The 11,469-nt window shown below is 72.9% G+C and carries 11 protein-coding genes; 1 reads left to right on the top strand and 10 read right to left on the bottom strand.

Annotated features, from left to right (window positions below; genetic code table 11):
- Positions 1-321: 321 nt before the first annotated feature.
- A complete protein-coding gene (locus HDG69_RS00685; RefSeq protein ID WP_171781866.1) occupies positions 322-1,539 on the top strand; it encodes an ROK family transcriptional regulator in 1,218 nt (405 codons plus the stop codon).
- Here HDG69_RS00685 and HDG69_RS00680 read toward each other — a convergent pair.
- From HDG69_RS00680 to HDG69_RS00635, 10 genes are all read right to left on the bottom strand, one after another.
- On the bottom strand, positions 1,505-2,878 hold the full coding sequence (locus HDG69_RS00680; RefSeq protein WP_171783106.1) for an alkaline phosphatase family protein: 1,374 nt from the start codon (positions 2,876-2,878) through the stop codon (positions 1,505-1,507). The genes HDG69_RS00685 and HDG69_RS00680 overlap by 35 nt on opposite strands.
- Positions 2,879-2,883: 5 nt before the next feature.
- A complete protein-coding gene (gene eboE / locus HDG69_RS00675) occupies positions 2,884-4,086 on the bottom strand; it encodes a metabolite traffic protein EboE (RefSeq protein ID WP_171781865.1) in 1,203 nt (400 codons plus the stop codon).
- A complete protein-coding gene (locus tag HDG69_RS00670) occupies positions 4,086-4,967 on the bottom strand; it encodes a TatD family hydrolase (RefSeq protein ID WP_171781864.1) in 882 nt (293 codons plus the stop codon). The genes eboE and HDG69_RS00670 overlap by 1 nt, the downstream gene beginning before the upstream one ends.
- Before the next feature lie 77 nt (positions 4,968-5,044).
- The gene (locus HDG69_RS00665; protein WP_171781863.1) at positions 5,045-5,653 is read right to left on the bottom strand and encodes an EboA domain-containing protein; all 609 of its coding nucleotides are present in this window, start codon (positions 5,651-5,653) and stop codon (positions 5,045-5,047) included.
- Positions 5,650-6,528 carry a sugar phosphate isomerase/epimerase family protein gene (locus HDG69_RS00660; protein ID WP_343036189.1) on the bottom strand — a complete coding sequence of 293 codons (879 nt, stop codon included), beginning with the start codon at positions 6,526-6,528 and terminating at the stop codon, positions 5,650-5,652. Before HDG69_RS00660 ends, HDG69_RS00665 begins: the two co-directional genes overlap by 4 nt.
- Positions 6,525-7,412, bottom strand: coding sequence for an SCO3242 family prenyltransferase (locus tag HDG69_RS00655; RefSeq protein WP_171781862.1), 888 nt, complete (start codon positions 7,410-7,412; stop codon positions 6,525-6,527). Before HDG69_RS00655 ends, HDG69_RS00660 begins: the two co-directional genes overlap by 4 nt.
- Positions 7,409-8,599 carry an inositol-3-phosphate synthase gene (locus HDG69_RS00650; RefSeq protein ID WP_171781861.1) on the bottom strand — a complete coding sequence of 397 codons (1,191 nt, stop codon included), beginning with the start codon at positions 8,597-8,599 and terminating at the stop codon, positions 7,409-7,411. The genes HDG69_RS00655 and HDG69_RS00650 overlap by 4 nt, the downstream gene beginning before the upstream one ends.
- Positions 8,600-9,113: 514 nt before the next feature.
- Positions 9,114-9,299 (bottom strand): hypothetical protein, encoded by a 186-nt coding sequence (locus tag HDG69_RS00645; RefSeq protein WP_171781860.1) that lies wholly within the window; start codon positions 9,297-9,299, stop codon positions 9,114-9,116.
- Positions 9,300-9,343: 44 nt separating this feature from the next.
- Positions 9,344-10,633, bottom strand: coding sequence for a hypothetical protein (locus HDG69_RS00640; protein ID WP_171781859.1), 1,290 nt, complete (start codon positions 10,631-10,633; stop codon positions 9,344-9,346).
- Positions 10,634-10,846: 213 nt separating this feature from the next.
- Positions 10,847-11,422 (bottom strand): TetR/AcrR family transcriptional regulator, encoded by a 576-nt coding sequence (locus HDG69_RS00635; RefSeq protein ID WP_171781858.1) that lies wholly within the window; start codon positions 11,420-11,422, stop codon positions 10,847-10,849.
- Positions 11,423-11,469: the final 47 nt, after the last annotated feature.

Here is an 11,469-nt window from a genome sequence, read left to right as displayed (position 1 = left end):
CACGTCCGGGACCCGCAGCGGACGGACTGCCGTCCCGTGCTGCGGGAGGTGGTGACGGGCATCGAGCCCTGACACCCGTCACCGGGGTGCGCCCTGCGCTCCGTGGGGCTCGACGCGTCGCGGACGGTGCCCGTCCACCCGCGATGAGTCGCGACACCCGGCCATCCGGGCTCGCGATGTCTGTTCGGCAGCGACAGTGCTGCGGGGTCCTCCCTGACCATGGCACGACCCTAGCCCACTTCTGCCATCCGTCAAGCAAAAGATGGCGATCAGAGCCACAACTTCCTGCAGCGCCTACCTGAACTGTGGTTGACTCGGAGGATGGCCACCGTTCCGGCACCCGAGCTCGGTGCCGTCCTGCACCTGCTGCGTGACGGGCGGTATCGCACCCGCGCGGAGCTCGCCCGGACCGCGGGGCTCTCCCGGTCCACCATCGCGACGCGCATCGACGAGCTGCTGCGACTCGGCCTGGTGGCCCCCGTCGGAGGCGCCGAGTCCACCGGCGGCCGCCCCGCCGCGATGTTCGCGCTCTCCCCCGGCGCCCGCCTGGTCGCGGGTGTCGACCTCGGCGCCACCCACGCGCGGGTCGCGCTCACCGACCTCGCCGGCCGAGAGCTCGCCGGACACCTGGAGTCGCTGAGCATCGCCGACGGGCCGGACGTCGTCCTCGACCGTGTCGCCGCCCTCGTGAGCCGGCTCGCCGGCGACCTCGGCCGCCCCCTGAGCGACGTCGTCGGCGTCGGCGTCGGGCTCCCCGGCCCCGTCGACCACGCCACCGGGCGGCCGACGAAACCGCCGATCATGCCCGGCTGGGACGGCAGCGACGTCGTGGGAGCGCTCCGACACCGCCTCGGCGACGTCGCCGTCCTGGTCGACAACGACGTCAACCTCATGGCCCTGGGCGAGCACGCCACCGCCCTGCCCGACGTCGGCCACCTGCTGTTCGTCAAGGTGGCGACCGGCATCGGCTCGGGGATCGTCGCCGAGGGCCGCATCCACCGAGGCGCCCAGGGCAGCGCCGGGGACCTCGGCCACATCGCCGTCCCCGGTGCCGAGCCCGTGCGGTGCACCTGCGGCAACACCGGCTGTCTCGAGGCGATCGCCGGCGGCGCGGCCGTCGCGGCCCGGCTCACCGAGCGAGGCGTCCCCGCCCGGACCACCAGCGACGTCGTCGAGCTGGTCCGCCACGGCGACCTGCGCGCCGCCGCAGCCGTCCGCGACGCCGGCCGCTCGATCGGCGCCGTCCTGGCCGGCTGCGTCAGCCTGCTCAACCCGTCCGCCATCGTCATCGGCGGATCCATGTCCCGGGCCGGCGAGCACCTGATCGCCGGGATCCGCGAGGTCGTCTACTCCCGCTCGCTGCCGCTGGCGACCCAGCACCTGCGGGTCGTCACCAGCCTCGCCGGAGCACGGGCGGGCGTGCTCGGGGGTGCCCACGCCGCCGTCGAGCACGCGTTCGCCGAACCGTCCCTGCTGGTCAGGGAGGCCACCGCACCGGGCTCCCTCACCGCACCGGGCTCGGCTGCCGCGACAGCCTGAGCAGCAGGTCGCGCACCTCGGTCGCCTCCACCCGGCTCTCGCCCGGCAGCGCGTCCGGCTCCGAGCACAGCAGCACCGGACCGTCCGCCGGGTCGGCCGGCAGCCGCCCGTGCGTCCCGCCCACCGGGGACGGGTCCAGCGGCACCACCCGCATCGTCGAGCGCAGCCCCGTCTTCTTGCGCAGCACGTGCAGCAGCGCCCGGCCCTTCACCCAACGGTCCTGCGGGTCCCAGAACAGCTCCGCCGGGTCGAACCCCGGCTTCTTGTGGATCTCCACCGACCGCGCGAAGTCCGGTGCGCGCTCGTCGTCGAGCCAGTAGTAGTACGTGAACCAGGCGTCCGGCTCCGCGACCAGCACCAGGTCCCCGGACCGCTCGTGGTCCAGGTCGTGGGCCGCCTTCCCTACGGAGTCCAGCACCTCGGCGACGCCGGGCAGACCGCCGAGGAGCTCCGCCACCGCGGGCACGTCGGCCGGGTCGTGCACGTAGACGTGCGCCACCTGGTGGTCCGCCACCGCGAAGGCCCGCGACGTCCACGGGTCCAGCAGCTCGCCCGTGGCGTTGGTGTGCACGTGCAGCAGGCCCGCCCGGCGCAGTGCGCGGTTCACGTCCACCGGTCGGCGCGCGGCCGTGATGCCGTACTCGCTCAGCGCGACGACGGTGGTCCCCGACCGCTCGGCGTCGTCCAGCAGCGGCGCCAGCACCTCGTCCACCGCGCGTGCCGCTGCCACCGCCTCCGGGCCGTCCGGTCCGAACCGCTGCAGGTCGTAGTCCAGGTGCGGCACGTACACGAGCGTCATGTCGTGCTCGGGCAGGAGCCTGCGTGCCGCGGCGACGATCCACCGCGAGGAGGCGATGCCCGCCGTCGGGCCCCAGTAGGTGAACAGCGGGAACGGCCCGATCTCGGCCTCCAGCTCGTCGTGCAGCTCCGGGGGCCACGTCCAGCAGTCCGGGTCCTTGCGCCCGTCGGCGTGGTAGACGGGCCGCGGGGTGATCGTCGTGTCCGCCGTCGAACCCATCGCGTACCACCAGCACACGTTCGCCACGCGGTACCCCGGGCGCTCGCGACGGATCGTCTCCCACACCTTCTCCCCGCCGACCAGCCGGTGGTGCTGGCGCCACAGCAGCGGCTCCCCCAGGTCGCGGAAGAACCAGCCGTTCGCCACGATGCCGTGCTCCGACGGCGGCAGGCCGGTGAGGAACGTCGACTGCACCGTGCACGTCACGGCGGGCAGCACGGTGCCGAGCTCGGCCCGGCTCCCGCCGTCGGCGAACGCCCGCAGGCGCGGCATGTGCGCCAGCAGGCGCGGGGTCAGCCCGACCACGTCGAGCACCAGCATCCGGTTCACAGCGCCCCCATCCCTCGGTCGACGAGCTGTCCGCGGGTCCACGCCAGCTCGGCGGCGATACCGGCCACGAGGCCGTCGTCGTCCCGCGGGCGCAGGTGGGCGGGCAGCACCGACCAGGTGTACGTCTCGGTCTCCAGGTGGTCCACCACGGGGTGCGGGCCGCCGACGAGCAGGTCCAACGCGTCGGTCAGCACGTCCCGGGTGCTCCGCAGCGGCGGGCGCGGGGTGGCGTGCAGCGGGACGTGCACGTGCACCCGCCAGGGGCCGTCTCCGGGCAGGCCGGGTGTGCCGTCCACCCGGCCCAGCGCGTCCGGCAGGTCGTCGCGACGCTCGACGGCGGTACCACCGGTGCCGGCCGATCCGGTCACGTGCCGCTCGCGCACCTGGTGCAGGAACCGCGCCTCGGCGAACTCCTCCAGGGCCTCCAGCGCCGCCGGGTCACGCGGGTCCTCGCAGTGCAGCGCGGCCGAGACCTGCGTCTTGACCACGGGCAGGCCGGCCCCGCGGAGCGCCGCGAGCGCCGCCGTCGGCTCCTCGAACTCCGTGGCGAGGTGGCACAGGTCGACGCAGGCGCCCAGGCGGTCGGTGTCGACGCCGCGCAGGTGGTCCGCGAGGCCGGTGGCCGTCTCGGCGAGGCAGCCCGGCTCGGGCTCGAACGCGACGCGCACCGTCCGGCCGGTCCGGTCCTCGAGCACCCCGAGCCCGTCCGCGAGGCGGTCGAGCCGGTCGCGGGCGGCAGCGGACCGGGTGGCATCCCAAGGCTCGCGCCACCCCAGCGGCAACGTGCTGATGCTGCCGCGCGCGACGTCGTCGGGCAGCAGCTCGGTGAGCACCTGTGCGCAGTCGAGCGTGTAGTCCAGGCGGGCGTCCTGCGTCCAGTCCGGCCGGTAGACGGCCTTCTTCACTACCGGCGCGTGGAAGTTGCCGTAGGGGAAGGCGTTGACGGTGACGACCTCCAGGCCCTCGTGCTCGAGCGCCTTGCGCAGCAGACCGACGGCGGAGGGGTCGGCGGCGAGCCGGTGCGTGGCCTCGGCGGGCAGCCACAGCCCCAGGCCGAGCCGGTCCGCGCCGAGGCGCCGCCGCACGGGGCCGGCGAACCGGCGGAGCTGGTCGACCAGGCCGTCCACATCCTGCGCCGGGTGGACGTTGGTGCCGTAGGAGACGTGCAGGACGGTGCCGTCGGGGTGACGGAACCGCATCAGGCCAGCCCCACCGGTTCGCCGCGCTGCAGCGTGTTGCCCTCGAAGTCCGCGGCGGAGGCACCGACGGTGGCATCGAGGGAGCCGTCGTCGAGCAGCAACCGGCCGCTCTGTCCGTAGAAGGCGACCGGGTTGCGCCACAGCACGCGATCGACGTCGTCGTCGGTGTACCCGCCGGCGAGCATCGCCTGCCCGGTGCGGTAGGTCTTCAGCGGGTCGGAGCGGCCCCAGTCGGCGGCGGAGTTGACGAGCACCCGGTCCAGGCCGCGACGCTCCAGGATCGCGACCATGCGGTCCTCGTCCATCTTCGTGTCGGGGTACACCGAGAACCCGGCCCAGCACCCGGCGTCGTCGACCAGGTCGACGGTCTTCTCGTTGAGGTGGTCCACGAGCACCCGCTCGGGGGGCAGGCCGACCTGCTGCACGATCTCGAGGGTGCGGCGCGTACCGGCCACCTTGTCGCGGTGCGGGGTGTGCACCATGACCGGCAGGTCGTGCTCCCCGGCGAGCTCGAGCTGGCGCACCATGACGGTCTCCTCGGCGTCGGTCATCGAGTCGAACCCGATCTCGCCGACGGCCACGACGCCGTCCTTCTCCAGGTATCGCGGCAGGACGTCGAGCACCCCGAGGCACCGCGGGTCGTTCGCCTCCTTGGGGTTGAGGGCGATGGTGGCGTGGTGCGCGATGCCGAACTGGCTCGCGCGGAACCTCTCCCAGCCGAGCAGGCCGTCGAAGTAGTCGACGAAGGACCCGACGGAGGTGCGGGGCTGGCCGAGCCAGAACGCGGGCTCGACGACGGCGCGCACCCCGGCGGCGTACATCGCCTCGTAGTCGTCGGTGGTCCGGGAGGTCATGTGGATGTGCGGGTCGAAGATGCGCACGGGGCTCTCCTCGGGGTCGGTCCGCGGCGGTGCGGAGGGGTTTTCAGTCGGGCGAGGTCGGGCGCAGCCGGTGCGGGTCAGCGGGCGAGGAGCCGGGTGGCGTCGTCGGGGACGTCGCGACCTGCCGCCCGTCGTTCGTCGGCGAGGGCGCGGACCATGCGGTCGAGCTCGGCGTCGCGGCGGGCCTCGAGGTGGGCGACGGCCGCCAGCGGCACACCGGTGAACAGGCACTTGAGCACCCCGTGACGCCAGGCGTCGTCGGGCAGGTGCTCGGCGGCGTACGGCCCCATGGCCGCGGCGACCAGACGGGTGTCGTTGGTGCGCAGCGCGTCGAGGACGACGGGGACGGCGGCGTCCCCGATGCCCTCGGGTCCGGCGTCCAGGGCGGGCAGGGCGATCAGCACGGCACGCCGTTCGTCGGCGTCCCCGCTGCCGTACTGCTCCGCGACGACGTCGGCGGCCGCCTGCGGGCCGAGCGTCTCGCAGGCGGCGAGCAGCAACCGGGCGCGGGCGACGTCCTCGACGCGGTGACCGTACGGGCCTGGGCCGCGGCCGACGACGCGGGCGGCCCGGGCGACGTGCCGGGTCAGCGTGGCGGGGTCGCGGCGGACCTCGGTCAGCAGCGGGGCGAGCCGTTCCTCCTGGTCGGTGCCGAGCAGGAGCTTGGCGTCGATATCAGCGATCATTGCGGGACCAACCTCCTGGTCGACGGCGCGAGGGGGATGTCGGCGGTGCGGGCGGCGGCACGGATCGCCGCCGCGCTCGAGGCGACGAGCCGCGCGCCGGCGTGCGAGTGGCGCGGCAGCTCCACGGCCGCAAGACCGTCGAAGCCCGTCTCGTGCAGGGCAGCGAGGACGCCGGGCAGGTCGACGGTCCCGGTGCCGAGCTCGAGGTGCTCGTGCACGCCGCGGACCATGTCGTCCACCTGGACGTGGGCGATCAGGTCACCCACGCGTCGGATCACCTCGGGCCCGGGCTCGTCCTCCACGCAGGTCAGGTGCCCCACGTCGACGGTGAGCCGCAGCGCCGCCGGGTCCCCGAGCCCACAGCGCAGGTCCACCAGGTCGTCGACACGCTCGACGAGCATGCCGGGCTCCGGCTCGAAGGCCAGCACCACGCCCGCGGCCTCGGCGACGGGGAGCAGTTTCTCCAGCCCGGACCGCAACCGTTCCCGCCCGACCTCGGGCGTCGTCCCGGCAGGGAGCACCCCGGACCACAGGTGGACGACCGACCCGCCCAGGTCCACGGCGGCGTCGACGGCGGTGCGCAGCAGGTCGAGGCGGCGTTCGTGCCCGTCGTCGGACAGCAGGGTGGGTTCGTGCTTGCGACGTGGGTCGAGCACGTAGCGGGCCCCGGTCTCGACGACCACCTGCAGGTCGTGGCGTTCGAGCATCCCGCGCACCCGCGCCGTGCGGGCCGCCAGCCCGGGGGCCAGCGGGTCCAGGTGCATGTGGTCGAGTGTCAGCGCCACACCGCCGTAGCCGTGGTCGGCCAGCAGGGCGAGGGCGTCCTCGAGCCGGTGGTCGGCGAGCCCGTTGGTGCCGTAGGCCAGGGTGATCACGTGGGGCTCACCACCCGGGCGCCGAGCTTGGCGAGCGGGCCGATCGCCAGCACCCCGAGCGCGCCGACGACGGCGCCCCGCCCGGCGAGCAGCGCAGCCTGCAGCGGGACCATCCCCCGGATGCCGACGCCGGTCGCACGGCGGGCGTTGCCGGCGTCGGGCTCACGGACGACGTCGAGCTGGGCGGGCAGCACCGCCGCCGCGTACGACGCCGCGAGCACCGGGCCGGCGACCTGCTGCGGCCAGGCGCAGGCTCCGGTGGGTGCCGCACGGCGCGGTGCCCCCAGGAGAGCGTCGGCCGCGACGGCGAGCGTGACGGCGCCGGTGGTGGCTGCGGCGGCCCGGGCCGTTCCGGTGGTCGAGCCGTTCACCTCGCCACGGGAGACGGCGGTGACCGCGAGGGTGTGAGCGCCGAGGGCCGCGGCCGGTCCGAGGGCCTCACGCCGTCCGCCCGCGCCCATCATGACGTCGAGGAACCGGGTCGAGGCCATGACGACCGGCCCGGCCGGCGTCGACTTGGCCACGACGTCGTACGTCCACACGGCAGCCGCCAGCGCGGTGGCGACGGCGAGCGGTCGGCGCCCGGCGACGGCGGCGCAGGCGAGGCCGGCACCGGTGAGGCCCGCGGCGACGGCCAGCGCCTCGTCGGGCTGCACGCGGCCCGACGGGATGGGTCGCTCCGGGCGTTCCACGGCGTCCAGCTCTCGGTCGGACCAGTCGTTGAGGGCCATGCCCGCCCAGTACAGGGCCGCCGAGGCGAACGGCAGCGCGGCGGTGCGCCGACCGCTCGGCCACCCGGCGGCGGCCGCCCCGACCAGCGTGTCCCCGGGCACGGTGAGGGCGGCCGGGAGCCGGACGAGCTCGGCGAGGTCACGCCATCTCATGCGGCGCTGCCGGGGGTCTCGCCCAGCGTCGCGCACCAGCGCACCAGCGCCTGCCACTGGTCACCCAGCGCGTGGGTGGTGCCGCCGAGGGGCTCCTTGAAGAAGAACCCGAGCTCAGCGACGGGGCCGCTGTGGCCGACCTCGTGCGCCCGGGCGACGAGCCGGGCGAGGTCGAGGACCAGCGGCGCGGCGAGCGCCGAGTCGCAGCCCTCCCAGGTGACCTGCATGCGCATGCGGGTGCCGAGGAACCCCTCGAAGGACACGTGGTCCCAGGCGGTCTTCCAGTCGCCCATGTCGGCGACGTGATCGATGCGCACCGGACCCTCGACCGGGTAGCCGAGGATCGCCTCGAGCGCCATCGCCTTGGTGGCCGTCTTGCTGGCGGCTGCCGCCGGGTCCGCCAGGGTGCGCCCGTCGCCGCCGCCGAGGATGTTGAACGCCGACCAGGAGCGGACCGCGAGCGCCCGCGTGGCGAACATCGGGGCGAGGGCCGTCTTCAGCAGGGTCTCGCCGGTCTTGCCGTCGCGCCCGGCCCACGGCAGGTGCTGCGACTTGGCGAGCTCCTCCAGCGCGGGGACGACGGGCCCGGTCGACGGGGTGAACTCGACGAACGGGCACTCCGCGCGGAACGCGGCGTAGGCGTAGAGGGACGACGGCGGGAGCGGCGCGGTCCCGGCGTCGAGCGCGCGGTCGAGCTCGTCGAGGGTGCCGAGGCGCGCGGCCTCGGGGGACGGCGGCTCGGTGCTGGAGACGTCGACGACGACGACGCGGTCGAGATCGTTCTCCACGCGGAAGGCGCGCAGGTCCCGCTCCAGACGGTCCGTGGTGGAGCGGTCGGCGAGACCGTCGGTGGTGTCGGCGCCAGGGCGGACCCGGGAGTCGACCACGGCGAGGTCGTCGAGCACGGCGGCGACGGTCGCGGCGGGGACCACCCCGGAGCCCGCGAGCTCCTGGGCCCGCTCGACCATGCTCCCGGCGAGGTCGTGCCCGCCGATGACGAAGCCGTCGATCGGCGGCAGGTCCGCCTGGGCGATCTCGTCGAGCTCGGTGACCAGACCGGTCACGGGTGCGGCGCCCCGTGCCAGGGCGAGCGCGCCGATCGTGGCGGTGGTGGCGACCGAGCCCCGGGCGCCGATGAACCAGATGCCGGTACGCCGTGGTCCACGGGCAGTGTCATCATTGACCATATCGCGCACACTACGCGACTTTTGTTTGCTGTCAAGCAAATGTTGGGGACCTTCTGCTCTATCGGGGAGACGACGGGGCGGCGTGCTCGGCGCGCTGCGCTGCCCTTGACGGCCAGCCCTACAGGTGCTGCTGACGCTGACCACAACCCTCTCGGCCCCCGGGCTGTTCGCCGCCCTGCGCGAAGTCGCTGTCAGTAGAGGCTCGACGCCCTACACGGGCACGTTCCGGTTCGTGCCGCCCACGGTCGCCGCGCTCATGTGGCACCTGGACTCGGTGAGGGCAGCGGCACCAAGTCATCGGGAAACACGCTCGAGGAACGGCGCCGAGGCCAACGCGCTCCCTGCCTCATCATCAGAGCCACACGGTGGCGCGACACCCGCCGCGACGACACCGGCAGCGGCGCGAAAGCCCGCCGCCACGCCCGCAAACTGGCGCGCGAGCACGGAGATGGCCGTTAGGTGCGGTCCCGCCGAGACTGGTGGGCGCGTGGCGCCTTGACCGCTGGCGGGCTGGTCAGCGCTTCGCGCGTGCTGGAGGCGGCTCAGGCGTGGACGCCTTGCGCGCGCCCTCGCGCAGCGCCTCAAGGCTCTTGGCGAACGCCTCGCGATGCACGATGGTCGGGCGGGGCCCCTGCAACGTGGTGGTGCGCCTGTAGGCGGGAAGCTCGAGGAGGCGCACCAAGCGCTTGTCCGTGGTCATGTCGTCCCTCCTTGCGCGTTGACTCCACGATAGCCCTCTTCCTACTAGACGGGCCTGACGAGCCTGCCGATGAGCAGCGCGGCAGCTACAAACAGAGAGATGGCCAGGGAACTCACCCATAGGACCATCAACGGGATCGTGTGCAGTTCGAACGCTAGGGAGGCGGCCGTAATTAGGAGCATGGCCCCACACGCTCCCGCCGCGTACCGCACCGGCAACAAGAGTCTCGCGACGAGGGCATGCTCCTGAGCGGTGATCAAGAACCCGATCACTACACCGGGAAGAGTGAGCAACAGCGTGCTTGGGTCAGGCCCGTCATCACCGCTGCCACGCAGCACGCCCATGGCCCCTGGCAGGACCAGTCCGAGGGAGAGGAACGCAAGGGTGTACACGCTGAGCATCAGCGTGATCGTGTGTTGAAGCCCCCAAGGGAGCAGAAGACGAAGGCGTGCAACTGGCAGTGCGTCGTTACCTTCCGGTAGCAGTGGGTAGCGCCCATGCGCATGGGCCACGTGCGTCGTCGTGAGGTCGACCCGGGAAACGTTGTCGTTCGGATCGTTCGGATCGAGCGGGAGTGCCAGGCCCTTGCTGACGATTCCCGCGGGCGGGTGAGCTTCGAGGTGGAACGATCCTGCATCGCCAACCTGTGGAACTGGAAGCTCGAAGACCACTCCCCGCCAAGTCGCGCGAATCGCCGCGCGCCACCCGCGGCGCACATTGTTGTGCGGAACCAAGGACTCACTGTACCAACCGAGTTTGAAAATCTGACGGGTCCCAAGTTGCGCCCGCGGCACTACAACGCCCAATATGAAATTCTGAGCAAACAAGTTGACGACGGCGGCCGCGGCGTCGCTCAGGCCCGCAAGTGGGCCCGTCGGGCGGCGTAGCAACTCTTCTGCAACCACAGCAGCGCCCTTCCCCAGCTTGACGTCACTCGCCTTTGTAGGTCCGCTCACGAGGTACTCAAGCGTCTCGCGGAGGGATCCAACGGTGTCGTCCGGAACGTTCTCGATGCGGAACACCTGACGCAGGATCGCAGTCGCAAGTTCGGAGTCCTCGCGCGCGGTCAAGATCACCAGCGATTCACCGGCTGCATTCGTAACGTCAAGGTCGCGCATCGGTTGTTTGGCGATCGTCGTCAGCGGCAGCACGACTTGGTCGCGGCCATACGAGATGACCGAATCGGACGGCGGTCGGCAGTCGATCGATGCCTTCCAGCGCGCCAGGTTGCCGGTATCAAGCCGGACGCTGTCCACTCTGCGCAGCCGCCAAGTCTGGGAGTCGAGGAGAAGGCGGAGTCCGGCTAGACCCGCTTCGTTCGCTGCAAGGTTCATCTGCGCCGACACACCTTCGAAGTCGCGGCTGTTTGCTGATCCCAATCTCCCACAGCAGGCACGAGGCTCCAAGAACCCTGGGGGGCGAAAGTGGAGCCCACCGTCAATGCAACAGTGCGAACTGGGCTGCGCAACATTCACGCTCGTCGTCTCCGCCGCAACGTTGATCTCGAGCCACGCGAAGATGCTGAGCGCTAGCATGCCTACCGACGTCTAGCCCGTCACCGCCTCCAGCAGCACGTCCAGCGCCCGGTGCGCAGCCTCGCGCGCGCCGGGCTCGCCGTCACGGTCGACGATCCACAGGGCTGCCTCGTTCATGGCTCCGGAGAGCTGGGCGGTCAGCGCGTCGAGCAGCTCCGGGGCGACGCCGGCCTCGGCGAGCGCCTCGCGCAGGTGCACCGCCGAGGAGTCGGCGTCCAGGGCACGCCACTCCTGCCAGCCGATGACGGCGGGGGCGTCGACGAGCAGGATGCGCACGGTGCGTGGCGAGGTGACGGCGTCGAGGAACGCATGGCTCCCGGCACGCAGCCTGTCGTGCGGCCCGTCTGCGGCCCCCGCGGCCGCGACGAGGGTGGCTGCGACCTGCTGCTGCAGGTGCGCGGTCACGGCCCGGAACAGCCCCTTCTTGCTGCCGTAGTGGTGGTAGACGGCGCCGCGGGTGACCCCGCCCGCGGTGGCGACGTCGTCGAGCGCGACGGCGGCGTACCCCCGCTCGGCGAAGAGGTCGGCGGCGATCTCCACGAGGCGGCGGGCGGTCTCGGCGGCGGCCTCGGCGGTGGCGCGGGGCATGGCTCCTCCTGACATACACAGCGTATGTATAGTGGTTGGCATACGCA

This window comes from Isoptericola halotolerans, assembly GCF_013149785.1.
Taxonomy (GTDB): Bacteria; Actinomycetota; Actinomycetes; order Actinomycetales; family Cellulomonadaceae; genus Isoptericola; species Isoptericola halotolerans.
This window is presented reverse-complemented; position numbering and strand designations above follow the sequence as displayed.

Bases quoted from the DNA above. Each gene is read 5' to 3' on its own strand.
- HDG69_RS00685 (WP_171781866.1), top strand. From the start codon at position 322: ATGGCCACCGTTCCGGCACCCGAGCTCGGTGCCGTCCTGCACCTGCTG.
- HDG69_RS00680 (WP_171783106.1), bottom strand. From the start codon at position 2,878: ATGCTGGTGCTCGACGTGGTCGGGCTGACCCCGCGCCTGCTGGCGCAC.
- eboE (WP_171781865.1), bottom strand. From the start codon at position 4,086: ATGCGGTTCCGTCACCCCGACGGCACCGTCCTGCACGTCTCCTACGGC.
- HDG69_RS00665 (WP_171781863.1), bottom strand. From the start codon at position 5,653: ATGATCGCTGATATCGACGCCAAGCTCCTGCTCGGCACCGACCAGGAG.
- HDG69_RS00655 (WP_171781862.1), bottom strand. From the start codon at position 7,412: ATGAGATGGCGTGACCTCGCCGAGCTCGTCCGGCTCCCGGCCGCCCTC.
- HDG69_RS00650 (WP_171781861.1), bottom strand. From the start codon at position 8,599: ATGGTCAATGATGACACTGCCCGTGGACCACGGCGTACCGGCATCTGG.
- HDG69_RS00645 (WP_171781860.1), bottom strand. From the start codon at position 9,299: ATGACCACGGACAAGCGCTTGGTGCGCCTCCTCGAGCTTCCCGCCTAC.
- HDG69_RS00640 (WP_171781859.1), bottom strand. From the start codon at position 10,633: ATGAACCTTGCAGCGAACGAAGCGGGTCTAGCCGGACTCCGCCTTCTC.
- HDG69_RS00635 (WP_171781858.1), bottom strand. From the start codon at position 11,422: ATGCCCCGCGCCACCGCCGAGGCCGCCGCCGAGACCGCCCGCCGCCTC.